The sequence below is a fragment of the Microbacterium sp. AISO3 genome (assembly GCF_002204305.1).
GTDB lineage: Bacteria > Actinomycetota > Actinomycetes > Actinomycetales > Microbacteriaceae > Microbacterium > Microbacterium arborescens.
Genome location: NZ_NHRF01000007.1, coordinates 93,750 through 117,782, shown reverse-complemented (window position 1 = coordinate 117,782; position 24,033 = coordinate 93,750). Strand labels below are relative to the sequence as shown.

Sequence of the window (24,033 nt, the reverse complement as noted above, 5' to 3'; positions counted from 1 at the left end):
GATGAGCGCGGACGCCGAGGCCGAGGCACGCACACGGGACGCGCTGCGCGCGGCGCAGCTGTACTACGTGCAGGATCGTACGATGGATCAGATCGCGGCCGAGATGGCGCTCTCGCGCTCCTCCGTGTCGCGCCTGCTCGCTCACGCGCGCGAGATCGGACTCGTCGAGATCACGGTGCACTCGCCGCACGAGGCGAACTCCGTGGTCGCCCGGCGCCTGTCCGAGCGCTTCGGCATCTCGGTTCACGTCGTCAGCACGCCCCCGCGCACGAACGACGCCGAACGACTCGAGCGCACGGCGCGCACGGCGGCCCACGTCCTGTCGTCGACCCTCGACCCCGACGCCAGCATCGGCATCGCGTGGGGAGCCACGGTGTCGGCGATCGCCCGCCATCTGCCGACCAAGCGGCTGCACGACTCGCAGATCGTGCAGATGAACGGTGCGGCCAACGAGTCGACGTCGGGGATCTCGTACTCGGGCGCGATCCTCGAGCGGTTCGGGCAGGCGTTCGGCACCGACGTGCAGCAGTTCCCGGTGCCCGCCTTGTTCGACGACCCGCTGACCAAGCAGCTGCTGTGGCGCGAACGGTCGATCCGGCGCGTCCTCGACGCGCAGTCGCGCGTTCAGGTGTTCGTCTTCGGGCTCGGCTCGCCTCACGCCGACGTCCCCTCCCATGTCTACGCCGGCGGCTACCTCACCGGTGAGGACCTGCGCTCGCTGCTGCGCGACGGCGTCGTCGGCGACTGCGCGACCGTGTTCTACCGCATCGACGGCTCGGCGACCGGCATCGAGCTCAACGCCCGCTCGAGCGGCCCGTCGCTCGAAGCGATCCGCCGCATCCCCCGTCGCCTGTGCGCGGTGTCGAGCCTGACCAAGCTCGACGCGCTGCGCGGCGCGCTCGCGGCGGGACTGATCACCGAGCTCGTCGTCGAGGAAGCGCTCGCCCGGCGGCTGGCGGAGACCACGGTCGGAGCGGCCTGAGGCCCGATCTCGGGACGCGACCTCAGGACGGGCCGAAGATCGGGTGGAAGGCTCCCACCGCGACCGACACCGCGACCGCCGTGGCTGAGATCACGAGCCCGCCCGCCATGACCGCGACATCGGATGCCGCCAGCCGCGACTCCCGTGCCCACGTTCGACGTCCGGGTGCGCCGAAAGCCCGCGCCTCCATCGCCGTCGCGAGGGCGGAGCCGCGCCGGATGGCCAGCACGAGCAGCGCGAACGCCATGCCCAAGGCGCGCCGCAGCCGCCCCGCGTCGGCAACACCGCGGGCCCGCCGCGCGAGCGCGAGCGCGCGCCAGTCCTCGGTCAGCAGACCGAGCATCCGCATCCCCGCGAGGCCCCCGATGACGAATCGGGCGGGAAGACGCAGGATCTGCGCCAGCCCGTCGGCGAGGTCGGTCGGGTCGACCGTGATGAACAGCACGACGGCCGGGAGACCGATCGCCAGGACGCGGAGCGCGGCTGCCAGTCCGAGCGCGAGAGACCCCTCGCTGACGTGGACGAACGCCCAGGAGAAGACCTCCGCTCCGCTGCGTTCCCCGTAGAGCGAGATGGTCACCGCGGCCGCCGGCGCGGCGATCCACAGCGGCAGCGTCCGCATCCAGAATCGGCGCCAGCCGACCCCCGAGGCGAGCAGGAGCGGCAGCTCGAGGAGCAGGGCCACCCCGGCCGAGACCGGGTCGATCGTGATGACCAGCGGCAGCGCGATGAGCAGTGCGGCCAGCAGCTTCGCCACGGGGTTGAGCGTCGCGACGCCGCGCCGGACATGGGACGGTGCGATGGCCGTCATGCGCCGACTCCGGCGGGCGCGTCCAGAGCGAACCGGCGTGCCGAGAGGGCGTCGAGCACCGCGTCGTCGTGCGTGATCGCGATCACCCCGCGCGGGCCGCGATCGTCGACTCCGTCGCGGAGGGCGGCGATGATCGCGACCAGCTCCGACCACGTGCGCGCGTCCTGGCCGTAGGTCGGCTCGTCGAGGACCACGACCCGGGGACGCGCCGCCAGCATCGCGGCGACTGTCAGGCGGCGCTTCTCGCCGCCTGACAGCGTGTAGGGGTTCGCCGCGGCGAGCGGGGCGAGCCGGAGCCGCTCCAGCAGCTCGTCGACGCGCGCTGTCATCTCGGCTTCTTCGAGCCCGAGAGCGCGCGGCCCGACCTCGAGCTCGGCGCGGACCGACGAGCGCAGGATCTGGTGCTCCGGCTCCTGCAGCACGGTGCCGATCCTGGTCAGCAGCGCCGTCGAGGTCCATGCCGCGGGGTCGGCGCGGTCGGCGCGGTCGCGTCGCCGGGAACCGCGCAGGAGCGCCGCTCCCGCCGCCAGATCGTCGGCCGCGCGCACGGCGCCGCCCTGCCCGGGGAGCAGCCCCGCGAGCGTGAGGCCGAGGGTCGACTTGCCGGTGCCGTTGGGGCCCACGACGCCGAGCACCTCGCCGGCGCGCAGGTCGAGGTCGAGGGGGCCCGCGACCGGCACGTCCGTCGTGCGCCCGACGACGAGGCCGTCGGCCGACAGCAGCACGTCGCCGGGCGGAGAGGCCGGCCGCGGGGGGACGACCGGACGGATGCCGGGCACCCACACCCCCGAGGCCGCCAGCTCCGCGCCGCGTTCGGTCAGCACCGTCCGCGGGTCGCCGTCCGCGACGACGCCGCCGCCGGGTGCGAGGACGATGACCCGGTCGACGAGCGGGAGCCACGCGTCGATCCGATGCTCGATCACGACGAGGGTGGCTCCCGTGGCATCGAGCGCGCGGGCGACGGCGTCCCGCACATCGATCACACCCGCCGGATCGAGGTTCGCCGTGGGCTCGTCGAGCAGCACCGCGCCCGGCTGCATCGCGACGACGCCCGCGAGCGCGAGGCGCTGCTTCTGCCCTCCCGATAGCGCGGCGGTCGACCGGTCGAGCGGGACGTCGAGCCCCACGGCATCCAGAGCAGCGCGCACCCGGCGCCAGATCTCGTCGCGCGGCACGGCGAGGTTCTCGCATCCGAAGGCGACGTCGTCGCCCACACGCGCGAGGATCGTCTGACTGTCGGGGTCTTGGAGGACCAGCCCCACCCGACCCCGGGCGTCCGCCGCCGGCTGACCGTCGACGAGGAGCCGACCCTCCTGTTCGCCCTCGTCCGCTCCCCCGAGCACACCGGCGAGGCCTTGCAGCAGCGTCGACTTGCCCGATCCCGATGCTCCGAGCAGCAGCACCCGCTCGCCGGCCCCGATGCGGAACGTCGTCTCGCGCGCGGCCCACGCGCGACGTGTGGCGTAGCGCCACCCCCAGCCGCGGGCTTCGAGGGTCGCGGGTCGCGCCGCGCCGGCGTCTTCGCCCACCGTCAGACGCGGGCGGTGGCTTCGCGCCCGGCCGCGAACCTGCTCAGGGCTCCCGTCCGCGCCAGGGCACGCGTGATGAGCCACCCGCCGAGGCCGGCGATGACCGCGCCCGAGACCGTCGTCGAGGCGATGTAGACCGACGTGAACAGCGTGTCGGCACCGGGGTACCAGAGGACGCGGTCGTTGATGCCGCCGGCGAGGCCCGCCCCGGCGCCCGCGAGGAGCGCGACCGGAAGACGCCACGACGCGTAGAGGAAGACGAGGAAGATCAGCTCTGCGCCGAGTCCCTGCACGAGGCCGGAGACGATCGTGAGCGGACCCCACTGGTTGCCGACGAGCGCCGAGATCACCGCCGCGAGCAGCTCGGTGTACAGCGCCGCACCGGGTTTGCGGATGATGAGGCCGCCGAGCACTCCGGCGATGAGCCAGGGTCCCGCGAGCAGCCCCTGCAGGCCGGGGAGCAACGGCGTCAGCGCGGCGGACGGTCCCTGATAGGCGACGTTCCACAGCAGGAACACCGCGGCGCAGGCGACGCCGATGACGCTCGCGATGACGATGTCGACGACGCGCCAGCGGAAGCGGCCGGGCGTGCGCCCGGTGCGACGATCGGACTCGGTGGTGGACGCAGCAGCGTGCATTCTCTCTCCTCCCTGCGCCGGCATGATCCGGATCAGGTTCGACGGTCGAAGCGTGGATCGCTTCCTCTCAGCCCGGCTCACCGGACTCCCGTGGTTGTCGATGAAGTATATCGGCGCACGCGCGTTGTACGTTGGGCGGGTGACCTCTCCCGCCCCGCGCGTCGCCCTCGCGTGGCTCGACGACGATGCCGTCGCCAGCGGGAACGACCGTCGTGACGCCGCCGCTTCAGCGGGACCGTACACGCTCGCGCACGCCGAGCTGCTCACCGAGCCCACTCGACGCTCGGCCGCACCGGCCGTGCTCTCGACGCTGGGGGTCGCCGCGCTCACCGTGGGCGGATACACGGCGGCGACGCTGCTGTGGCCGCTCGACGCCGTCGCGCCCGACATCCTGCCGGCCGCCCTCTCGGCGCCCGCCGCGCCCGTCGCGCAGCCCGCGTGGCCGGCCGAGGGCGCCGGCGCCACGGCCGTCGGCGGCTTCGCGGCAGTGTCGGCATCATCCGGCGAGCCGGAGTCGATCGCGAGCATCACGAAACTCGTCACCGCCCTCGTCGTGCTCGATCGGATGCCGCTCGCCGACGGCGAGCAGGGCCCGGAATTCGCGTTCACCTCCGCCGACCGCCGGGAGTACCGCGCCTACCTCGCCGACGACCAGTCGGCGCTCGACGTTCCCGTCGACGGTGTCCTCACGCAGTACCAGCTGCTCCAGGGAGTGCTGATCGGGTCGGCGAACAACTACGCCGACCGGCTCGTGTCCGAGCTCTGGCCCGACGAGGACGCCTACGTCGAAGCGGCGAACGCCTGGTTGCAGGCGCATGGCCTGGGCGGCGTCACCGTCGTCGATTCGAGCGGTATCGACCCGGAGAACACGGCGGCACCGGCATCCGTGATCACCCTCGCCGAAACCGCGATGTCGAACCCCGTCATCTCGGGCATCGTCGGGCAGCGCTCCGCCGAGCTCCCGGGCGCCGGATTCGTGGAGAACACCAACGCTCTGCTCGCCGACCCCGCGGTCGTCGGAGTCAAGACGGGCAGCCTGTTCGGCTCGTACAACCTCGTCGCCGCGAAGGACACCGACGTCGACGGCGTCAACGTCCGCGTCTACGCGACCGCCCTCGATCAGCCCGACGACGAGACCCGCCACTCCGCGACGGCCGCGCTGCTCGATCGCACGATCAGCGAGATCGCGGCCTCACCGGCTCTCCCCGCGGGAACCGTCGCGGGAACCGCGACGACCGCGTGGGGCGCGACCTCCGAGATCGTCACCGAGTCCGACATCCGTGTCGCACTGTGGAACACGCAGTCGTCTCAGGCCGCCGCGAACGTCGAGCTCGGCGATTCGCGCGGCGCCGGCGACGAGGCCGGCGAGCTGACGCTCACCGGCCCGCTGGGCACGGCGACCACGGCCCTGCGCCTGACCACAGACATCCCCGACCCGGACGTCTGGTGGCGCCTCAGCCACCCGCTGCAGCTGTGGGGCCTCGCGGACTGACCTCGCGACGCGCGAGCACGCGTCACACGAAGCGGACGGTCTGCTGCAGGCGGGTGCGGACGTCGAAGAGCTCGTTGCCGCCGATCTCGCGCGCCCCGGCGACGCCCCGGCGCAGCACGGTGGCGAGCGCGGAGCGGCCGACCACGGCGATCGCGAGCCCGCGCACGCGTCCGAGCTCCTCGATGGCCTGCACGACGTCGTCGTCGGGCAGGACGACGATCGCGCCGCTGAACTTCACGCGAGCCGCGCGGCTGAGCGCGCGCGCCCGATGCACGAGCGTCGCGATCGGCGAGTCGACGCCCTCGCCGATCAGCTCGCCCCGCCGGGTGCGCACGGGGGTGCCGAAGTCCTCGGACAGCACGGCGTAGAGCCCCGAGGGCCCGAGCACGACGTGGTCGAGCTTCGCCTCGGGATCCCTCGGATCGGCGGCGACGTCGTGCCAGACCGTGTATCCCATGCCGAGGTCGGCGACGACCCGGGCGGTCGCCTCCTCGGCGAGCGCGTCGGCCAGCAGCCGCCTGATCTCGTGCGGCGCGGTGCGGACGAGGGCGGGGTCATAGGGGTCCTCGACCGGTGCGCCGCGTCCCACCCACTCCCGGATGAGGGTCAGGTAGCGCTCGCGACGCCAGCCGCCGGGCTGACCGAACGACCGCGCCCGCGGGCGCGTGTCGGCGGGTCGCTGCGGCGGCCGCCACGTCGGCGCATCGGGCGAGAACGTCGGTGCGTCCGCGAAACCGTGACCGCGGTCGTAGGCGGCCCGGGCAGCGGCCGTGCCGACGAGGTCCCACGCGCGCTGCACCTGCACGAACGTCACGGCGTCGCCGCCGGTGTCGGGGTGCGTCTGCCGCAGCCGGAGGCGGTAGGCGCGGCGGAGCTCCTCGTCGTCGACGTCGGGCGCGACCCCGAGCACGTCGTACGCAGAGGCGGACAGCGGACTGTCGAACACGAACCCTCCCTCGTGCGGCGCTGCCCCGGGACGGCGCGGACGCACAGCATCCCGAGACTATTACCTCGCCCGGAGGTGCGGCCCGGACGGACGCGCGAACTCAGTCAGTCCATAGGGCGGGCGCCGGCTCGAATGCGAACGCCTGCGTCACGACATCCGGGGCGAGATCGTCGCGGGATGCCGGTGACCACGAGGGAGCCCCGTCCTTGTCGACGAGGCGAGCGCGAATGCCCTCGACGAGGTCGGGCTGCGTCGTGGCGAACCAGAGCACGAGACCGTACTCCTGCGCCAGGACGGCCCGGAGCTCGTTCCGCTCGCGCGCTGCGCGGACGGCCGCGAGCGTCACGGCGAGAGCGGTCGGCGGAAGGGTCTCGAGCAGCTCCGCCGCCGCTCGCGCGTCCGGCTCGGCCCGATCCCGCAACCGTCCGATGATCTCGGCGACCGAATCGGCGGCGAAGGCGTCGTCGATCCAGGGCCGGGCGGCCTCGAGGCGAGCGGGCCCGGCGGTCTCGTCGAACAGGAGGACGAGCTCGGTCGCGGTCTGCGGATCGGCGCGGCTGACGAGAGCGTCGCGCAGATCGTCGAGCCGCTCGGAGGGAACGAGGTGGTCGGCGAAACCGGCGTAGATCGCGTCGGCGGCGTCCATCGACTCGCCGGTCAGGGCGAGGAACTCCCCCACACGACCCGGCGCGCGGGCGAGCAGCAGGCTCCCGCCGACGTCGGGGGTGAACCCGATGCGGACTTCGGGCATCGCGAGGCGCGACCGTTCGGTCACCACGCGCACCGCCGCATGGCCGGCGAGCCCGATGCCGCCTCCCATCGTCACGCCGTCGGCGAAGACGACAACGGGCTTCGGATACGCGGCGATGCGCGCGTTGAGCGCATACTCGGCACGGAAGAAGTGGGCCGTCTCGGCCACATCGCCCGCGACGATCTGGTCGTACAGGCCGCGGACGTCGCCGCCTGCGCACAGCCCGCGCTCCCCTGCACCGTCGAGCAGCACGGCATCCACACTCGGGTCGTGCTCCCACGCGTCGAGCGCGGCGGCGAGGTTCTCGATCATGCCGAGATCGAGGGCGTTGATGGCTCGCGGGCGGTCGAGCGTGAGGTGTCCCAGCGCACGATCGACACGGGCCCGGACACGCGAATCGGATGCTGCGGCGTCGGTCACCCTCGCCACGCTACCGCCCGGAGTTCGCGGTGAACGCGGCGTGTCGGGCAGGATGGGAGCCGAACCACCCGGCGAGAGGGGGCGCGATGGCGGACGGACAGGTGCTGGAGTTCACCGACGTGGCCAAACGTTTCGGCCCCGTCGCGGCGGTCGACGGTCTGACGGCGCGGGTCGAACCCGGCGCGGTCACCGGCTTCCTCGGGCCCAACGGCGCCGGCAAGACCACGACGCTGCGTATGCTCCTGGGCCTCATCGCCCCGACGTCGGGCTCGGCGACGATCGGCGGGCAGCGCTACCGCGATCTGAAGCACCCGCTGCAGACCGTCGGCGCCGTTCTCGAGTCGTCGAGCTTCCACCCCGGCCGATCGGCGGCGGCGCACCTGCGGGTCTACGCGCACGCCGCCGGGATCCCCGCGTCCCGCGTCGATGACGCCCTCGGCATCGTCGGTCTCGGCGACGTCGCCGGGCGGAAGGTCGGCGGGTTCTCGCTCGGGATGCGGCAGCGCCTCGGCCTCGCCTACGCACTGCTGGGCGACCCCGGCGTCCTGGTCCTCGACGAGCCGACGAACGGACTCGACCCCGAGGGCATCCGCTGGATCCGCCGCTTCCTCCGAGACCTCGCCGCCGAGGGACGCACCGTTCTGGTCTCGTCGCACCTGCTCGCGGAGGTGCAGCAGTCGGTCGACTCGCTCATGATCATCACGCGCGGCCGCCTCGTCTACCAGGGCGGCATCGAGCACGTCGTGCCGCAGGACGAGATCGCGACCGTCGTCGACGCCGAAGACCGCGAGGCGCTCCGCCGCGCCATCTCGGCCGCCGGCTTCGAAAGCGACGAGCGTCGCACCGGCCTCGCCGTGCGCGGAGCCGACGCCCCGACGGTCGGACGCATCGCCGCCGACGCCGGCATCGCCCTGACCGCGCTGCAACGGAAGGGCCCGGCGTTCGAAGAGGTCTTCCTCGAACTGGTGAGCGGCGCGCGCGTGCACCCGTCGGCCGCCACCGGGGAGGAGACGCGATGAACCTCGTGAACGCGACCCGATCGGAACTGACGAAGCAGTTCTCCACCTCGGTCTGGTGGGTGCTCCTGATCGTGCTCATCCTGTACATCGGCGGAACGGCCGGGGGCATGGCCGCCGTCTTCGCGGCCGGCGAGAACGGTTCCCTCCCCGGCACCACGTCGTTGCCGACCGGGCTCGGCGACCGACTGCCGAGCCTCATCTACGGGCTCGCGACCGCCATGGGATACGTCTTCCCGCTCGTCGTGGGCTCGCTGCTGGTGACCGGCGAGTACCGCCACAAGACCCTGACACCGACCTTCCTGGCCACGCCCCGGCGCGGCGTCGCGCTGGCCGCCAAGATGATCGCCGGCGTCGTGATGGGTCTCGTGTTCGGCGTCGCCGCCGTCGGGTCGACGGTCGCCGCGGGCGGGGGGATGCTGGCGCTGTTCGGCGTCGACCCGCAGCTCGGACGCCCTGAGACCTGGGCGTTTCTCGGACGGATGCTGCTCGCCCTCGTGCTCTGGGTGCTCGTGGGCATCGCGCTCGGCACCCTCATCCGCAACCAGATCGCCGCCGTCGTCGGCATCCTCGCCTTCACCCAGTTCGTCGAGCCGATCGCCCGCGTGGGAGCGAGCATGGTCGACGGGCTGGCCGACGTCGTGCGCTTCCTTCCGGGCGCCGCCTCGGATGCGCTCGCGGGCGACAGCATCTACGCGGCCATGGGCGGCAGCGCCGGTCAGCCGCTGGAGTGGTGGGCGGGCGGGCTCGTGCTCGCGGCCTACGCGGTCGTGTTCGCTGTGATCGGCTACGCCGTGTCGTGGCGGCGCGACGTCGCCTGATCGACCAGGTCCGCGACGTCTGCGGGCTCGTTCTCAACCTCGAGGCGCAGGGCTCGCACGAGCGCGACCCCGTGCCGGGTCGTCAGGATCAGCCGCTGGAACTCGTCGTCGCCCTCGAGATCGACCACGACCGACGGCCGGCGACGCCGGACGAGCACGAAGTCGGTGCCGCCGGCCGACTCGAAGGAACCTGCCGCGATGACCGCGGGCACCAGAAGCCCCGGGCGCGGCACGCCGCGCAGCCACGACCACGCGTCATCCGTCAGCTGGACGCGCGCGATGTTCTCCCGTGACACCAGGACATTCCGCTGACGGAATGCCGCGGCACGCTCGGTCGCCGACAGCACCACTTCGAGCTGAGCGGAGTCGAGCAGAAGCGTCACCATGCATCTCAGTCTGCCAGTCGGACGCTCACGAAATGCTCACAGACCGGCAACGATCGCCGCCACGATCACGTCACGACGCGGGAGCGTCGGATGCCGGCGATGGCTGGCGTGCGATCGCATCGATGAGCGACGAGATCGTCGTCTCGGCCGCGACCACGTCGACGGCGAGACCGAGCTTGCGCGCGTCTCGCGCGGTTCGGGGACCGATCGCCGCGATCAGGGTCGAGGCGGGAAGGTCGGGGAACTGCTCGCTGACCTGCTCGGCGACGGAGCCGCTGGTCACGAGCACGGCGTTGATGCGCCCGCTCGCGACATCGGCGGCAATGCGCTCGGTCACCGGGACGCCGACGGTCCGGTAGGCCACGACGCTGCGGACATCGTGACCAGCTTCGACGAGCATCCGGGTGAGGACGGGTTTGGCCACCTCGCTGCGCAGCGCGAGGACGCGCGTGGGCTCGGCCTCGATGGCAAGGATCTGCTCGGCCAGCCCCGCCGCCGAATCGTCTTCGTCCGGCACGAGATCGACGCGGTACCCGACGGCGGTCAGCGCGGCGGCCGTGGTCTCGCCCACGGCGGCGACGCGGGTGTGCGCCGGGATCTCCGCCCGGTAGGCGTAGAGCACGTCGACGGTCGTCGCGCTGGTCAGAGTGATCCAGTCGAAGGCTCCCGCCGCGAGCTCGGCGAGTGCCCCCTCGAGGTCGGCGACATCGGTCGTGGGCGCGAAATTGACGAGCGGCGCGATGACCGGCGTAGCGCCCTGCGAACGCAGGAGAGCCGCGACCTGGTCTCCCCACGGGCCTCCGCGCGGCACGAGCACGCGCCACCCCCGAAGGGGCTTCTGCGGCTCGGGGCCGGGCTCGACATGCATATGGTGGCTCTCGTGAGGCGCCACCGCCCCCGGAAGAGCGGCCGACGCACGTTCCTTCTCCGGGCGGTGCAGGCCCGGATGCGCAACATCGGCAGCATTCGCTCCATCGCCGCTGCCTCGTTGTCCGAGCATACTCCGCTGCGGACGCGAGGCGGCGGCGGGAGGTATCGATCCGGACTCGGTTGGCCGAGAACGGCTCGCCTCCCGCCCGCTGGGCGGACCCGACGGGGTCAGCGCGCGATCAGTCGGGCGATGCCCCAGACCACGGCGCCCACCGCGACGGCGACGCCGACCGCTGCCGCGGTGGCCCCGGCGGGGTTGCGCTGCGCGTATGCGCGCGCCTCGCGGCTGGCGCGGTCGGTGGCGATGACGGCGCGCTTGGGGAGGTTCGCCTTGTGCTCGATCGCGGCGAGTGCGGCCTTCAGCTCGGCGCGCGCCTTCTCGACCGGATCGGTGATGCCCAGCGGTACGGCGGTGTCGGGGAGCTCAGAACTCATCGGCCACTTCCTTCACGATCTTGGCGTCGGTGGAGATCGCCTGGGCGGGGTTCTGGCGCGAGCTCAGGCGCTTGAAGCGCAGGAGGCCCAGCACCGCGAACACGGCGGCGATCACGAGCAGGATCCCGATCACGATGAGCGACGCCGCCCAGGCGGGCAGCCACGACGACAGTCCGATGATCGCGAAGGCGCCGATGGCCGGGATCGTCCAGAAGAGGAAGAAGAGCGCGACGATGAACCAGACGCCGCCGAGGCCGGCATCCTTTCCCGTCTTCTTGGCCCAGGCCTTCGCCGAGTCGATCTCGGCGACGACGAGGTTGCGGACCAGCTCGGGGATCTCGCCGATCAGGGTGAACAGGCTGTCGTCGGCGCGGTCGCGGAATCCGCGGGGCGTGCTCATCTCAGCTGTCCGCCACGGCGCTCGCGTCGGCGACCTTGCGTGCGTCGCGTTCAGCGGCCTTGCGCACGTCACCGGCGGCCTTCTCGCCCTCGGAGACGGCCGCGTCGAGCTTCTCGCCGGGAGTGCCGCTCTTGCTCGCGGCCTTCACGACCTTCTTCGCGCTGTCCCAGACGACGCTGGGCACGGCGAGGGCGGCTGACTTGCCGAGCTCGGTGACCTTGCCCACCTGCTTCTGCACGGGATCGAGCTCCCAGACCTGCTGGGCCTTCTCTTTGATCTGCTCGTAGCGCTGACGCCCGGCGCGTGCCCCGAGCACGTAGCCCGCGGCGAGTCCGACGGCGATGCCAATCTTGCCCCTCATGGGGTCTCCTCACGTTCGACGTTGCTGCGTGGTCCCAGGCTATCGCCGTATGCCGCCTCAGGTATCCACTCCCGTAACCGGGCGGAGCCGACTATCATGCCGGATCGACCCCGCGCCACAGCACCGCGTGGCGCGCCGCGTCGGCCTCGGCGATCGCGTCGGCGGCGACCCGCTCGAGACTGTTCCCCGACAGCCACCCGCCCACGAGCGCGAGCCCCGGAACCGAGCGCGCGCGGGACCGGATGCTCTGGACCGCCTCGTCATGACCGAGCAACGACGCCGGTGCCGCGCGGGAGTAGGTGATGCGCGCCGAGGCGCGGACGGCATCCGCCGGGATCGCTGCTCCGCTCAGCTCGGATGCCGCGATGCGCGCGGTCTCGACGACATCCGCATCGGGCGCGTCGGTGTAGGGAACGGTCACCCGGAGGATGTGCTCGCCCTCGGGCAGCGCCGCGCCGATCCAGGGCCACGTCCGCGAGATCGGACGCACGGTGACCGGCTCTGCCCCGGGGCCGATGACGAGTGACCCGCGACCGGGCAGGTCGACTCCGGCGATGCGCAGCAGCACGACATCCAACGGCTGCGGGCGCGGCTCGGCGCTCTCGGGAAGCTCGACGTGCGGGGCGAGCAGCCGTCGAGCGGTGTCTTCGTCTGCCGCGACGATCAGCAGGTCGGCAGGCACGGGCTCTTCGACGCCTTCGGCACGCACGAGCCAGGTGGCGCGCTCGCGACGGATCTCCGTCACGGCCGCGCCGGTGCGGATGTCGACGTCGAAGTCCCGCAGGCGAGCGTCGAGGGCATCGATCAGGCGGAATAGCCCGCCGCGCGGAGCCTGACGACGGGGTGAACCGGCGCGCAGGGTCTGCGCGACCGCGCCGCTGAGCGAGCCGGTCCGGGTGAGCGCGGGGTTGAGCGACGGTGCGGCGGCGTCGACGTCGATGAACTCGGGTGCGACGCCGTGTACGGCGAGCACGTAGGGCGCCACGAGGCGGTCGCGCACGCGCTCGCCCATGCGCGACGACACGAGCTCGCCCAGGCTGCGGCGACGCCCGACGGTCAGGGGCGGGCGAACGCGGTCGAGATAGGCCCGCCAGGCACCCTGGGTCTCGATGTGCCGCCGCACGTCCTCCGCCCACGGATTGGCGGGGATGCCGAGCACGGTCTCGGCAGGTGCCGGCGCGGGCCCGTTCGGGCCGGCACCGAGCCAGAGCTCGTCGTCGCGGGCGGTCTCGAGGTCGCCGGTCAGCCCGACCTCGTCGATCAGGGTCGCGAGGGTCTTCGCCGACGCCGGCAGGCCGTCGGCCGCGGCATCCACCGTCAGGTCGCCCAGCGCCGCGCGGTCGAGCGAGCCGCCGAGATGCGGCCCGGCCTCGATCAGCGTGACCCGCAGGCCGAGTCGCGCGCACTCCAGAGCCGCAACGACACCCGCCATTCCGCCGCCGACCACGACGACCCGGGTGTCGTGGGCGTGCGTCACGAGATCCGTCATCCCCCCATCCTGCCGTCTCGCCGATGAGAACATGGGGAGCATGAGCCTGCACATCACCGACGACGACGCCGCCGATCAGCTGCTGACCGAGAACCCGCTCGCGCTGCTGATCGGGATGCTGCTCGACCAGCAGATCGCCATGGAGACGGCGTTCACGGGCCCGCTGAAGATCCGCGAGCGCGCGGGGTCGGTCGACGCGGCGACGATCGCGGGATACGGCCCCGAGGAGTTCGTCGAGGTCTTCCGCCAGACGCCCGCCGTGCACCGGTTCCCCGGGTCGATGGCAGGCCGCGTGCAGACGCTCTGCCAGACGATCGTGGACGACTGGGGTGGCGACGCCTCGGCGATCTGGACCTCCGGCGACCCGGATGGACCCACCGTCCTGAAGCGGCTCAAGGCGCTTCCCGGCTTCGGCGAGCAGAAGGCGAAGATCTTCCTCGCGCTCCTGGGCAAGCAGTACGGCTTCGCGGGCAGCGGATGGCGCGAGGCGGCGGGCTCCTACGGCGACGAGGGCTCCTTCCGCTCGGTGGCCGACATCGTCTCGCCCGAGTCGCTGACGAAGGTGCGCGAGTACAAGCGCGCGGCGAAAGCCGCTGCGAAGGAGGCTGCGAGCTCCTGATCATCAGGGGTTTTCGAAAAGGCTGGCGGAACGCGGCGGATATGTTTGAGTAGTCGACAATCCGTTCCCCCGGTCTGCGCAAAGGAGCGCTCGAACCATGCGAATTCGTCGACCCCGAATACTGGCAGTCGCGGCGACCGCGGCCCTCGCCGCACCGCTGCTCGCCGCAACGGGAGCCGCCGCGGCCCCCACGGCCGCCGCCCCCGTCATCGCCAACGATTTCTCGACCCCCTCACTCGGCGACGGGCTGACGCAGAGCGGCGGCGACGGCTCGACCCTCGGCTACGCCGACGGAGCCCTCGTCGTACGGGACCGCGACGCCGACTACGTCGGCATCCAGACCGCGGCGGGCGTCCTCGAGCCCGAGACCGAATACACCGTCAGCGCGCGCCTGCGTCTCGCCGCCGGCACGCCCGACACGCAGGCGCGCTGGGTCGGCGTCCCCGGATACGCCTGGATCGGCAACACGACCATCACGGCCGACGACTGGACGACCGTCACGGGGACCTGGACGTCGCCGGCCACCACCGACGACGTGCGGCTGTACCTCGGCACGGGCGACATCGCCGGAACGGCCGCGTACACCTACCTCGTCGACGACGTCACCGTCACGGCGACGTCCGGCGATCCGGGCACGGATCCCGGAACCGGCCCGCAGACCCCCGGCACCGTTCTGATCGAGAGCGCGTTCGACGACGGCGCCCTCGGCGCCTGGCAGCCCCGGGTCGGGTCGAGCGGTGCGGGCCCGACCGTCCAGGTCGTGCCGGGCGGAGCCGACGAGTCGTCGCACGCGGCACTCGTCAGCGACCGGACGCACGAGGGCGACGGCATCCTGCTGGACGTCACCGACACCCTCCTCGCGGGGCAGACCTACGCATTCTCGGCGGCCCTCCGCTTCGCGCCCGGCGCGGACCCCGGGCAGGGTCTCACCGTCTCGATGCGCACCGACGACGGCGGCACGGTCACCTACACCAACCTCCTGCAGGCCGAGAGCGTCTCGGCGACCGGATGGACGACCGTCGCCGGCGACATCACCGTCCCCGGTTACGACGCGGCCGCCGAGCTCTACATCGAGGCCCGGTACAACTCCGGCAACACCTCGCCGTTCCTCGTCGATCAGGTCCGGGTCACGGTGCCCGAGGCCGGCGAGGGCGACCTCGATCTCACGCCGCTGAAGAACACGACCGACTTCCCCGTCGGCGTCGCGATCGATCAGCGCGAGACCGGCGGTGCGGCATCCGACCTGCTCCGGCACCACTTCGACCAGATCACGCCCGAGAACCACATGAAGGTCGAGGCCTGGTACGACGACCAGCAGCGGTTCCAGCGCCACCCGCAGGCCACCGCGCTGCTCGACTACGCGGCCGCGAACGACCTGCGCCTCTACGGACACGTCCTGCTGTGGCACGCGCAGACCCCCGACTGGTTCTTCCAGGATGCGTCGGGGCGCGAGCTCGCCGACTCGGAAGCCGACAAGCAGCTGCTGCGCGACCGGCTCGCGACCCACATCGACGACGTCGCCCGATCGATCGCCGACGACTACGGCCTCTTCGGATCCGAGACCAATCCCCTCGTCGCGTGGGACGTCGTCAACGAGGTCATCTCCGATCAGGCGACGCCCGACGGCCTGCGGACCAGCCGGTGGCACGACGTCCTCGGCGAGGAGTTCATCCACCTCGCCTTCCGGCTCGCCGACCAGGCGTTCAACGTCGACTACGCCACCCCGGGCTCGGACCGCCCCGTGAAGCTGTTCATCAACGACTACAACACCGAGCAGGACGCCAAGGGCACGCAGTACGAGGCCCTCGTCCGGCGGATGCTGGATGCCGGGACGCCGCTCGACGGGGTGGGCCACCAGTTCCACGTCTCGATCAACACCCCCGTCAGCGCTCTCGAGAGCACGCTCGACCGGTTCGCCGGTCTCGGCCTCATGCAGGCCGTCACCGAGCTCGACGTCACGGTCAACCCCGCCACCGCCGCGAACCTCGCGCGCCAGGGGTACTACTACCGCGACGCGTTCGACGTGTTCCGCGACTACCACGCCGGGGCACCGGCATCCGAGGGGCTCTACTCGGTCACCGTCTGGGGTCTCACCGACGCGCGTTCGTGGCGCTCGGAGCAGGCGCCGCTGCTGTTCGCGGGCGACCTGAGCGCGAAGTCGGCGTTCTACGGCGCGATCGGCCAGGACGACGGCCTGCCGCCGCTCGTGACGACCGCGGATGTGTTCCGCGGCGACGTCGACCTCGACGGGGCGATCGTCGACTCCCCCGCGTGGCGCAACCTGCCCGAGCATCCGCTCACCGGCGACGCCGGCGGCTTCCAGACGCGCTGGAGCGACGACCATCTCACAGTGCTGGTCCGCTCGAACGCGCGGCCCGAGCGGATCGAGTTCACCTACGGCGACGACCAGGCCGTCTTCGCCGCCGGCGGCACGCTCGCTGGCCGGACCGTCGAGGCCGAGGGCGCGTTCTACTCCGTCGTCCGGCTGCCGCACGAGGCGCCCACCGCGGGCGCGACAGCCGCGTTCGATGTGCGCGTCTTCAGTGCGGACGGCCTCGCCGGATCATGGAACTCCGCGGGCGCGACGGGTCAGCTGACCTTCTACGAGGAGCTGTCGTACCTCGAGATCCCCCGCGCCGAGGCGATCACGGTCGACGCGGTCGTGGACGACGCGTGGGCTGCCGCGCCGCGGATCGAGACCGCCAAGCGCGTCGAGGGCGACGCCGCCGGGGCGAGAGCGACGGTCCGCACGCTCTGGCGCGACAACGTGCTCTACGCGCTGTTCGAGGTCGTCGACCCCGAGATCGACACCGCGAACAGCGACCCCTGGAACCGCGACGGCGTCGAGATCTTCCTCGACCTCGGAAACACGAAGAACGGCGCGTACGGTCCCAACGACACGCAGATCCGCATCACCGTCGACGGCGACGTCACCTTCGGCACCGGCAACGAGGCGCTCCAGCGGTCACGACTGCTCGAGAGCGCGACCGCCCGCACCGCCGACGGGTACATCGTCGAGGCGGCGATCGACCTCGTCGGCCAGTCCGGCGGGCAGAGCGACGTTCCGCTCGGCGGCGCCGGCACCTTCCAGGGCTTCGACGCGCAGGTGAACGACGCCCGCGGCGGGTCGCGCTTCGCCGTGCACACGTGGGCCGAGCCGACCGGAACGGGCTACCAGACCACCTCGCGGTGGGGCGTCCTGCACCTCGTCGAGTCGGTGACCACGCCCGGCGAACCGGGCGAACCCGCCGCGTGGGCGACGATCGACGTCGGCGACGGCCGTGTCGCCCAGGGCGGATCGCTGCCCGTGCGGGTCTCGGGCCTCGAGCCGCAGCAGCAGATCGGCGCCACGCTCTACAGCGATCCGATCGTCGTCAGCGGCATCCCCGCGGCCGACGCGTCGGGCGAGGTGCGCTTCGCCGTCGCCATCCCCCGCGACCTCGAGCTCGGCGAGCACACGCTCGTGATCACCTCACCCGGGTTGGACGACATCCGTGTGGCCGTGACGGTCGTGAGCGCGGTCGGCGGCGCGGGCGGCAGCGGCGGCGCGGGCGGCACGGCCAGTGCGGGCAGCAGCCTCAGCGCGACCGGCGGCGAACTGCCGTGGGGCGCAGCACTCGCGGCCGCGGTCCTCCTGACCGCCGGCGGCCTGTTCCTCGCGCTCCGTCGTCGCCGGACCCCCTGACCCGCGGTTTCGACCTCGGGCACGAACGTCGGAGAAAAGCGCGAACCTCGGAGTCCATCACAGGATGGCTCCGAGGTTCGCGACGTTCTCCGCCCGCAGGTGCGTCAGGCGCCGCGCAGGCGCTCGGCGAGGTAGCCCTCGAGCGCGTCGAGGGCGATGCGCTCCTGGGCCATCGAGTCGCGGTCGCGCACCGTGACGGCGCGGTCATCGAGCGAGTCGAAGTCGACGGTGACGCAGAACGGCGTGCCGACCTCGTCCTGACGCCGGTAGCGGCGCCCGATCGCGCCGGCGTCGTCGAAGTCGATGTTCCAGCCGCGGCCCCGGAGGGTGTCGGCGACCTCGCGCGCCAGCGGCGACAGGCGCTCGTTGCGGCTGAGCGGCAGCACCGCCACCTTCACGGGAGCCAGGCGCGGGTCGAGGCGCAGCACGGTGCGGGTGTCGACGCCGCCCTTCGCGTTCGGCACCTCTTCCTCGTCGTAGGCGTCGACGAGGAAGGCCATCATCGCGCGCGTCAGACCGAACGACGGCTCGATGACGTACGGCGTGTACTTCTCGCCGGAGGCCTGGTCGAAGTAGGTCAGCGACTGACCGGATGCCTCGGAGTGGCTGCCCAGGTCGTAGTCGGTGCGGTTCGCGACGCCCATGAGCTCGCCCCACTCCTTGCCCGGGAATCCGAAGCGGTACTCGACGTCGATCGTGCCGGCGGAGTAGTGGGCGCGGTCGTCCTCGGGAACGTCGAAGCGCCGCATGTTGTCGGCGTCGATGCCGAGCTCGATGAACCAGTTCCAGCACGCCTCGACCCAGTGCTCGAACCACTGCTGCGCCTCGGCGGGCGGCGTGAAGAACTCGATCTCCATCTGCTCGAACTCGCGCGTGCGGAAGATGAAGTTGCCCGGCGTGATCTCGTTGCGGAACGCCTTGCCGACCTGGCCGATGCCGAACGGCGGCTTCTTGCGGCTCGCGGTCAGAACGTTCGAGAAGTTCACGAAGATGCCCTGAGCGGTCTCGGGGCGCAGGAAGTACAGGCCGGTCTCGTCGTCGACGACGCCGAGGTAGGTCTTCACCAGGCCCGAGAACGACTTGGGCTCGGTGTACTGACCCTTCGTGCCGCAGTTCGGGCACGGGACATCGGCCAGACCGTTCTCGGCCGTGCGGCCCTTGCGCGCCTCGAAGTCCTCGATGAGGGTGTCCTCGCGGAAGCGCTTGTGGCACTGCAGGCACTCGACCAGGGGGTCGGTGAAGGTCGCGACGTGGCCGGAGGCCTCCCAGACGCGCTTGGGCAGGATGATCGATGAGTCGAGGCCGACCATGTCGCCGCGACCGCGGACGAACGTCTGCCACCACTGACGGCGGATGTTCTCCTTGAGTTCGGTGCCGAGGGGGCCGTAGTCCCACGCGGAGCGCGAACCGCCGTAGATCTCCCCCGCCTGGAAGACGAACCCGCGGTGACGGGCGAGGGCGATGACTTTGTCGAGGCGGGACTGCTCGGCCACAGGTGGCTCCTCATGGTCGTTTTCGGGATGCGCCAGCGGCGCGGATGCCGCAGACAACGGCATCCTCGATTCTAGTCGCGCCGCGCAGGCCGACCCCGATACGGTCGAAGCACACATCGTTACGCACGGGAAAGGTCAGCATGGAAGCTCTATTCGCCGGAGGCGCGCTCGTGATCGGCGGCATCGCCGTGATCGCCGTCATCATCCTTCTCATCTTCCTGCTGGTCATGGTGCGGGCCTGGTACAAGGTCGCCAAGGCCGACCAGGCGCTCGTCGTCGTCGGTCGCAACCAGAAGAACGCGGCGGGAGACTCCTCGCGCATCTCGGTCATCACTGGAGGCGGCGCCCTCGTCAACCCGCTGACCCAGCGCGCCGAGATGATCTCGCTGCGTGCACGTCAAATCAAGATGGAGCCCACGGCTCAGGCATCCAACGGCGTCACCGTCATGGTCGCGGGCGTCGCGCTCGTGAAGATCGGCTCGGACCCGGAGTTCGTCCGTCGCGCCGCCGAGCGCTTCCTGTCGCAGGACGGCGCGATCGAGCAGTTCACGACCGAGCAGCTCGAGGGCGCGCTCCGCGGCGTCGTCGCGACGCTGACCGTCGAGCAGCTGATGAAGGACCGCCAGAAGCTGTCGGACCAGATCGCCGAGGGCATCAAGAGCGACCTGCTGGCCCAGGGCCTCATCCTCGACTCGTTCCAGATCCAGGGCATCACCGACAAGAACGGCTACATCGACGCCCTCGGCGCGACCGAGGTCGAGCGCGTGCGCCGCGAGGCCGAGGTCGCCCGCATCAACGCGGCCCGCGAGGTCAAGGCGCGTCAGCTCGCCACCGACGAGGCGAACCTGATCGAGCAGACCGCGTACGACAAGAACTCCGCCGCCGCCTCCGCCGAGGTCGGTCGCGCCCGTGCCGAGGCGGAGCAGGCCGAGGCCCTCGCCCGGGCACAGCGCGAGCAGGACGTGCTGCTGCAGGCCGCCGAGAACCGGCAGGCCCAGCTCGACGCCGACATCAAGAAGGTCGCCGACGCCTCGCTCTACGAGCGCCAGCGCAAGGCCGACGCCGACGCGTACGCCGAGGTCAAGGCCGCTGAGGCCCGCGCCCAGATCGCCGCCCAGGAGGCCGAGGCCACGCGTCTGCGGGCTCAGGCCGAGGCCGACGCCGTGCGCCTGGCGGGTGAGGCCCGCGCCGAGGCGATCGAGGCCGAGGCCGCCGCCATCGCCCAGAACCAGGAGGCCCTGCTCGCGCAGCGTGCGATCGAGGCCCTCGTGCCGCTGATGACCGAGTTCGCCCGCGGCTTCGACAAGGTCGGTTCCATCACGGTGCTCGGCGGCGACGGCGCGTCGAGCCACATCGCCTCCGAGAGCGCGTCGAGCATGCGCGCCACCTTCGACGCGGTGCAGGCGACGACCGGCATCGACCTGCGTCAGATCATCCAGGGCCAGGCAACCGGCCGCGGTGTCGCCCAGGGTCTGCGGGAGGACGACGCCGCCGCGGCTGCTCCGGCTGCGGCCCCGGCGGAGTGACCCTGCGCTGACTCCTCAGATCCGACGACGCCCCGTCTCACCTCCCGTGTGACGACGGGGCGCCGTCGGTTTCGGGCGCCCGGGTCCGAGGAGTTACCGCGCGCCCTTGTCAACCGGGTGCGCCGCCACGCCGTCCGTTCGTAGCGTCAGGGCATGACCTTCACTCCTCGCCGTGCCATCGTGACCGCTTCCGACTCGGGGATCGGCCGCGCGACCGCCCTCGCCCTCGCCGACGCCGGAATGGACGTCGGGGTCACCTGGCACTCCGATGAGGAGGGCGCGAACGAGACCGCCGAGGGTGTCCGGGCCCGGGGCCGCAAGGCCGTCGTCGCGCAGTTCGACGCGACCGAGTTCGAGAAGGTCCCCGGTGTCATCGAGCAGCTCGCCGCAGACCTCGGCGGCCTCGACGTCTTCGTCAACAACGCCGGCGGGGGCACCGGGGGGCCCGTGCTCGACCTCGACCTCGACGGCTGGCGCACGGTCGTCGCGCTCAACCTCGACGGCGCGTTCCTCGGGATGCAGACCGCCGCGAAGCTCATGGCGGATGCCGGCGACGGCGGCCGCATCATCGCGGTGACGAGCGTCCACGGCTCGCAGCCGCGCGTGGGCTCGGCCGCCTACGTCGCCTCGAAGCACGGGCTCGAGGGCCTCGTGAAGACGATGGCGCAGGAGCTCGGCCCCCGTGACATCACCGTCAACTCCGTCGCCCCGGGCGAGATCGCGACGCCCATCAACGACATGGAGGGCGACGAGGCCGAGAAGACCCACCGTCCCGGCATCCCGATCCCGCGCCCCGGCAAGCCCGAGGAGATCGCAGCCGTGGTGGCCTTCCTCGCCTCGCCGGCCTCGTCGTACGTCACCGGCGCAACGTGGGTCGTCGACGGCGGGATGCTGCAGATGGGCCCGCAGGCCGGCTCGCACATGGAGTCCGACGACTGGCGCGACGCCGGCGCCGAGTAGCCCGCGCCACCCCGACGCACACCCCGAGGTCCCACTTGGGCCGGTTACTCAGAGCTGATACCCGGCCGGAGTGGGACCTCGCTCGGTTGCGGCTGCGATTGCGGGTGCAGGCGCAGGTCAGGTCAGTCAGGGCCGGACGAGGAGGTAGCCGCGCTGGTCGTCGAAGCCGCCGACGGAGAGCCCGGCCGCGAAGTGCTCGAGGAACTGCGCGCGCACGCGGTCGCGCCAGGCGTCGGCTTCGGCCGGGGACGCGGCGCGGATGGCATGGATGTCGTCGGGCACCTCGATCGTCGCGACGATCCGGTCGTCGGACGGACGCTCCTGCGGCGGCGCGGCGAGCGGCCACGTCACCATGAGGCGGTCGGTGACCTCGCCGCGGTTGATGCCGTCGTCCATGAGGCCGTACTGGTCGACGAGGTAGTCGCTGATGCGGGCTCCGAGCACCTGCAGGTTGAAGTGCGCGTTGCGCGCGAACAGCGGGTCGAAGGTCCACGTGATCGTGCCGACCTCGCGGGCGAAGGCCCACGCCCGCTGATGCTGCTTGAGCACGCGTCCGAGCCCCTGCTGCTGGTACTCCGGCAGCACACCGGTCACGTGCGAGTGCATCGACCGCGCTCCGGGCTCGGCGAAGAACGCCACCGACGCGCCGACGACCCGGTCGCCGTCGAAGAGGCCGACCACGTAGTTGCCCGAGTAGGCCAGCGCGCGCATGAGGTTCGTGGGCACCGAATCGCGGTCGCCGCCCCACACCTCGCGCAGCACCGCGGCGCCGGCGAAGATGTCGGCGACGGTCTCGAGGGGGCGGATGTCGATCCCCGCGGGCACGTCGGCTGGGATCGGGGGAACGCTCTCGCTCATGAGCCCACCCTACGCCGCCGCGGATAGCCTGAAGGGATGGCATCGGGCGACGACCAACGACGAAGACTCACCCGGATGCCGCGGCAGGGCGCGATCGTCGCCGTGCTGGCCATCGCGGGACTGGCCTCCTCGTTCATGTTCACGCTCGTCGTCCCGATCCAGTCGAAGCTGCCGGAGCTGCTCGACGCGAGCCGCGAGGACACGGCGTGGGTCGTCACCGCCACGCTGCTCGCCGCGGCGGTCTTCACCCCGATCGCGGGGCGGCTCGGCGACATGTACGGCAAGCGCCGCATCGTGCTCGTGCTGCTCGTCCTGCTCATCGTCGGGTCGATCATCGCGGCGCTGTCGACCGACATCGTCGGCGTCATCGTCGGGCGTGCCCTGCAGGGCGCGGTGACGGGCGTCGTGCCGCTCGGGATCTCGATCATGCGCGACGTGCTGCACGAGAACCGCGTCGACGCGGCGATCGCGCTGATGTCGGCGACCCTCGGCGTCGGCGGTGCCGTCGGCATGCCCGTGAGCGCGCTCATCACCGAGACGAGCGACTGGCACGTGCTGTTCTGGATGTCGGCGGGCCTGGGCGCGGTCGTCCTCGTGCTTGTCGTGCTCATCGTTCCGCCGAGCGTGCTGCGAACCCCCGGCCGATTCGACCTCATCGGGGCGATCGGCCTCGCGATCGGCCTGACCGGCGTGCTCCTCGCCGTCTCGCGCGGGAACACGTGGGGCTGGGCGTCGGCGGCGACCCTCGCCTGCGGCCTCGGCGGCATCCTCGTGCTGCTGGTGTGGGGGTGGTTCGAGCTGCGCATCGCCGACCCGCTGCTCGACCTGCGCGTCGCCGCCCGGCCCGCGGTGCTGCTGACGAACCTCGCCTCGATCGCCATCGGCTTCTCGCTCTTCGCCTCGAACGTGTCGTATCCGCAGATGCTCGAGCTTCCCGAAGCGGTCGGCGGCTTCGGGCTGACGCTGCTGCAGGCGAGCCTCATCGTCATGCCGGCGGGCCTGGTGATGATGGTGCTCTCGCCGTTCTCGGGGCGCCTGGCGCGCACCGTCGGTCCCCGCCTGCTGCTCGTCCTCGGCTCGATCGCCCTGATCCTCGCCTACGGCTTCTCCCTCGTGTGGGCCTCCGAGGTCTGGCATCTGCTCGCGGCGAATCTCCTCATCGGCGTGGGCATCGGCTTCGGCTACGCCGGCATGCCGATGCTCATCATGCGCTCGGTGCCCCCGACCGAGACCGGCGCATCGAACGGGCTCAACGCCCTGTTCCGCTCGCTCGGGACGAGCACCGCCGCGGCACTGATCGGCGCCGTGCTCGCCGCGTTCTCCCTCGAGCGCGACGGCGTGGCCGTGCCGGCACCTGCGGCATTCCAGGTGTCGTTCGCCCTCGGCCTGGGCGCCGCCGTGATCGCCCTCGCCGTCGCGCTGTGCATACCGCAACGCCGTGATCCGCACGAGGCGCACCCCTCCTTGCCCTGAGCGGCGTATCGT

22 protein-coding genes and 1 riboswitch are annotated in these 24,033 nt (G+C 71.9%); of the genes, 9 read left to right on the top strand and 13 right to left on the bottom strand.

Going from position 1 to position 24,033, the window contains the following annotated elements; translation table 11 throughout:
* The first annotated feature begins 1 nt into the window (after position 1).
* Complete coding sequence (locus tag CBF90_RS11695; protein WP_088380707.1) at positions 2-982, top strand: sugar-binding transcriptional regulator; 981 nt, start codon at positions 2-4, stop codon at positions 980-982.
* Between the two features lie 22 nt (positions 983-1,004).
* Here CBF90_RS11695 and CBF90_RS11690 read toward each other — a convergent pair whose 3' ends face one another.
* The 3 genes from CBF90_RS11690 to CBF90_RS11680 form a co-directional block, all read right to left on the bottom strand.
* Positions 1,005-1,793 (bottom strand): energy-coupling factor transporter transmembrane protein EcfT, encoded by a 789-nt coding sequence (locus tag CBF90_RS11690; RefSeq protein WP_088380669.1) that lies wholly within the window; start codon positions 1,791-1,793, stop codon positions 1,005-1,007.
* Entirely contained in the window at positions 1,790-3,322 is a 1,533-nt protein-coding gene (locus CBF90_RS11685; RefSeq protein WP_088380668.1) for an ABC transporter ATP-binding protein, read from the bottom strand. The genes CBF90_RS11690 and CBF90_RS11685 overlap by 4 nt, the downstream gene beginning before the upstream one ends.
* Positions 3,323-3,324: 2 nt before the next feature.
* A complete protein-coding gene (locus CBF90_RS11680) occupies positions 3,325-3,960 on the bottom strand; it encodes an ECF transporter S component (protein WP_023952729.1) in 636 nt (211 codons plus the stop codon).
* A riboswitch (TPP riboswitch) is annotated at positions 3,953-4,062 on the bottom strand. It overlaps the preceding gene by 8 nt.
* Before the next feature lie 37 nt (positions 4,063-4,099).
* Here CBF90_RS11680 and CBF90_RS11675 point away from each other — a divergent pair.
* Positions 4,100-5,452, top strand: a complete 1,353-nt coding sequence (locus tag CBF90_RS11675; RefSeq protein WP_141097155.1) for a D-alanyl-D-alanine carboxypeptidase — start codon at positions 4,100-4,102, stop codon at positions 5,450-5,452.
* Positions 5,453-5,474: 22 nt separating this feature from the next.
* On the opposite strand, the gene CBF90_RS11670 is transcribed toward CBF90_RS11675, so the two are convergent.
* Both CBF90_RS11670 and CBF90_RS11665 read right to left on the bottom strand, forming a co-directional pair.
* Positions 5,475-6,398, bottom strand: coding sequence for a DnaJ domain-containing protein (locus CBF90_RS11670; RefSeq protein ID WP_023952735.1), 924 nt, complete (start codon positions 6,396-6,398; stop codon positions 5,475-5,477).
* A gap of 100 nt (positions 6,399-6,498) precedes the next feature.
* Complete coding sequence (locus CBF90_RS11665; RefSeq protein ID WP_088380666.1) at positions 6,499-7,569, bottom strand: enoyl-CoA hydratase/isomerase family protein; 1,071 nt, start codon at positions 7,567-7,569, stop codon at positions 6,499-6,501.
* An 86-nt stretch (positions 7,570-7,655) separates the two neighbouring features.
* Here CBF90_RS11665 and CBF90_RS11660 point away from each other — a divergent pair, with 86 nt between their 5' ends.
* Together CBF90_RS11660 and CBF90_RS11655 are read left to right on the top strand one after the other, a co-directional pair.
* The gene (locus CBF90_RS11660) at positions 7,656-8,588 is read left to right on the top strand and encodes an ATP-binding cassette domain-containing protein (protein ID WP_064956339.1); all 933 of its coding nucleotides are present in this window, start codon (positions 7,656-7,658) and stop codon (positions 8,586-8,588) included.
* A complete protein-coding gene (locus CBF90_RS11655; RefSeq protein ID WP_023952738.1) occupies positions 8,585-9,406 on the top strand; it encodes an ABC transporter permease subunit in 822 nt (273 codons plus the stop codon). Before CBF90_RS11660 ends, CBF90_RS11655 begins: the two co-directional genes overlap by 4 nt.
* On the opposite strand, the gene CBF90_RS11650 is transcribed toward CBF90_RS11655, so the two are convergent.
* From CBF90_RS11650 to CBF90_RS11625, 6 genes are all read right to left on the bottom strand, one after another.
* Positions 9,373-9,792, bottom strand: a complete 420-nt coding sequence (locus tag CBF90_RS11650; protein WP_023952739.1) for a hypothetical protein — start codon at positions 9,790-9,792, stop codon at positions 9,373-9,375. The genes CBF90_RS11655 and CBF90_RS11650 overlap by 34 nt on opposite strands.
* A 70-nt stretch (positions 9,793-9,862) precedes the next feature.
* The gene (locus CBF90_RS11645; protein ID WP_023952740.1) at positions 9,863-10,660 is read right to left on the bottom strand and encodes a uroporphyrinogen-III synthase; all 798 of its coding nucleotides are present in this window, start codon (positions 10,658-10,660) and stop codon (positions 9,863-9,865) included.
* Between the two features lie 230 nt (positions 10,661-10,890).
* Entirely contained in the window at positions 10,891-11,157 is a 267-nt protein-coding gene (locus CBF90_RS11640) for a hypothetical protein (RefSeq protein WP_023952742.1), read from the bottom strand.
* Complete coding sequence (locus CBF90_RS11635) at positions 11,147-11,557, bottom strand: phage holin family protein (RefSeq protein ID WP_023952744.1); 411 nt, start codon at positions 11,555-11,557, stop codon at positions 11,147-11,149. The genes CBF90_RS11640 and CBF90_RS11635 overlap by 11 nt, the downstream gene beginning before the upstream one ends.
* A gap of 1 nt (position 11,558) precedes the next feature.
* Positions 11,559-11,918 carry a hypothetical protein gene (locus tag CBF90_RS11630; RefSeq protein WP_023952746.1) on the bottom strand — a complete coding sequence of 120 codons (360 nt, stop codon included), beginning with the start codon at positions 11,916-11,918 and terminating at the stop codon, positions 11,559-11,561.
* Positions 11,919-12,012: 94 nt separating this feature from the next.
* Entirely contained in the window at positions 12,013-13,407 is a 1,395-nt protein-coding gene (locus CBF90_RS11625) for an NAD(P)/FAD-dependent oxidoreductase (protein ID WP_172407831.1), read from the bottom strand.
* 40 nt (positions 13,408-13,447) lie between these two features.
* Between CBF90_RS11625 and CBF90_RS11620 the strand changes: the two genes are divergently transcribed.
* Together CBF90_RS11620 and CBF90_RS11615 are read left to right on the top strand one after the other, a co-directional pair.
* Positions 13,448-14,026, top strand: a complete 579-nt coding sequence (locus tag CBF90_RS11620) for an HhH-GPD-type base excision DNA repair protein (RefSeq protein WP_088380664.1) — start codon at positions 13,448-13,450, stop codon at positions 14,024-14,026.
* Positions 14,027-14,123: 97 nt separating this feature from the next.
* Positions 14,124-17,711, top strand: coding sequence for an endo-1,4-beta-xylanase (locus tag CBF90_RS11615; protein WP_088380663.1), 3,588 nt, complete (start codon positions 14,124-14,126; stop codon positions 17,709-17,711).
* A 104-nt stretch (positions 17,712-17,815) separates the two neighbouring features.
* Here CBF90_RS11615 and CBF90_RS11610 read toward each other — a convergent pair whose 3' ends face one another.
* The gene (locus CBF90_RS11610; RefSeq protein ID WP_023952754.1) at positions 17,816-19,204 is read right to left on the bottom strand and encodes a glycine--tRNA ligase; all 1,389 of its coding nucleotides are present in this window, start codon (positions 19,202-19,204) and stop codon (positions 17,816-17,818) included.
* A gap of 140 nt (positions 19,205-19,344) precedes the next feature.
* On the opposite strand from CBF90_RS11610, the gene CBF90_RS11605 reads away from it, so the two are divergent.
* Together CBF90_RS11605 and CBF90_RS11600 are read left to right on the top strand one after the other, a co-directional pair.
* On the top strand, positions 19,345-20,730 hold the full coding sequence (locus CBF90_RS11605) for a flotillin family protein (RefSeq protein WP_071918611.1): 1,386 nt from the start codon (positions 19,345-19,347) through the stop codon (positions 20,728-20,730).
* 153 nt (positions 20,731-20,883) lie between these two features.
* Positions 20,884-21,690, top strand: coding sequence for an SDR family oxidoreductase (locus CBF90_RS11600; RefSeq protein ID WP_023952758.1), 807 nt, complete (start codon positions 20,884-20,886; stop codon positions 21,688-21,690).
* 126 nt (positions 21,691-21,816) lie between these two features.
* On the opposite strand, the gene CBF90_RS11595 is transcribed toward CBF90_RS11600, so the two are convergent.
* Positions 21,817-22,548 (bottom strand): GNAT family N-acetyltransferase, encoded by a 732-nt coding sequence (locus CBF90_RS11595; protein ID WP_064956344.1) that lies wholly within the window; start codon positions 22,546-22,548, stop codon positions 21,817-21,819.
* Positions 22,549-22,623: 75 nt separating this feature from the next.
* On the opposite strand from CBF90_RS11595, the gene CBF90_RS11590 reads away from it, so the two are divergent.
* Complete coding sequence (locus tag CBF90_RS11590) at positions 22,624-24,021, top strand: MFS transporter (protein ID WP_064956345.1); 1,398 nt, start codon at positions 22,624-22,626, stop codon at positions 24,019-24,021.
* Positions 24,022-24,033: the final 12 nt, after the last annotated feature.

Coding starts and splice junctions, on each gene's coding strand:
- CBF90_RS11695 (WP_088380707.1), top strand. CDS start 2: ATGAGCGCGGACGCCGAGGCCGAGGCACGCACACGGGACGCGCTGCGC.
- CBF90_RS11690 (WP_088380669.1), bottom strand. CDS start 1,793: ATGACGGCCATCGCACCGTCCCATGTCCGGCGCGGCGTCGCGACGCTC.
- CBF90_RS11680 (WP_023952729.1), bottom strand. CDS start 3,960: ATGCACGCTGCTGCGTCCACCACCGAGTCCGATCGTCGCACCGGGCGC.
- CBF90_RS11660 (WP_064956339.1), top strand. CDS start 7,656: ATGGCGGACGGACAGGTGCTGGAGTTCACCGACGTGGCCAAACGTTTC.
- CBF90_RS11655 (WP_023952738.1), top strand. CDS start 8,585: ATGAACCTCGTGAACGCGACCCGATCGGAACTGACGAAGCAGTTCTCC.
- CBF90_RS11650 (WP_023952739.1), bottom strand. CDS start 9,792: ATGGTGACGCTTCTGCTCGACTCCGCTCAGCTCGAAGTGGTGCTGTCG.
- CBF90_RS11645 (WP_023952740.1), bottom strand. CDS start 10,660: ATGCATGTCGAGCCCGGCCCCGAGCCGCAGAAGCCCCTTCGGGGGTGG.
- CBF90_RS11640 (WP_023952742.1), bottom strand. CDS start 11,157: ATGAGTTCTGAGCTCCCCGACACCGCCGTACCGCTGGGCATCACCGAT.
- CBF90_RS11635 (WP_023952744.1), bottom strand. CDS start 11,557: ATGAGCACGCCCCGCGGATTCCGCGACCGCGCCGACGACAGCCTGTTC.
- CBF90_RS11630 (WP_023952746.1), bottom strand. CDS start 11,918: ATGAGGGGCAAGATTGGCATCGCCGTCGGACTCGCCGCGGGCTACGTG.
- CBF90_RS11625 (WP_172407831.1), bottom strand. CDS start 13,407: ATGACGGATCTCGTGACGCACGCCCACGACACCCGGGTCGTCGTGGTC.
- CBF90_RS11620 (WP_088380664.1), top strand. CDS start 13,448: ATGAGCCTGCACATCACCGACGACGACGCCGCCGATCAGCTGCTGACC.
- CBF90_RS11615 (WP_088380663.1), top strand. CDS start 14,124: ATGCGAATTCGTCGACCCCGAATACTGGCAGTCGCGGCGACCGCGGCC.
- CBF90_RS11605 (WP_071918611.1), top strand. CDS start 19,345: ATGGAAGCTCTATTCGCCGGAGGCGCGCTCGTGATCGGCGGCATCGCC.
- CBF90_RS11600 (WP_023952758.1), top strand. CDS start 20,884: ATGACCTTCACTCCTCGCCGTGCCATCGTGACCGCTTCCGACTCGGGG.
- CBF90_RS11595 (WP_064956344.1), bottom strand. CDS start 22,548: ATGAGCGAGAGCGTTCCCCCGATCCCAGCCGACGTGCCCGCGGGGATC.
- CBF90_RS11590 (WP_064956345.1), top strand. CDS start 22,624: ATGCCGCGGCAGGGCGCGATCGTCGCCGTGCTGGCCATCGCGGGACTG.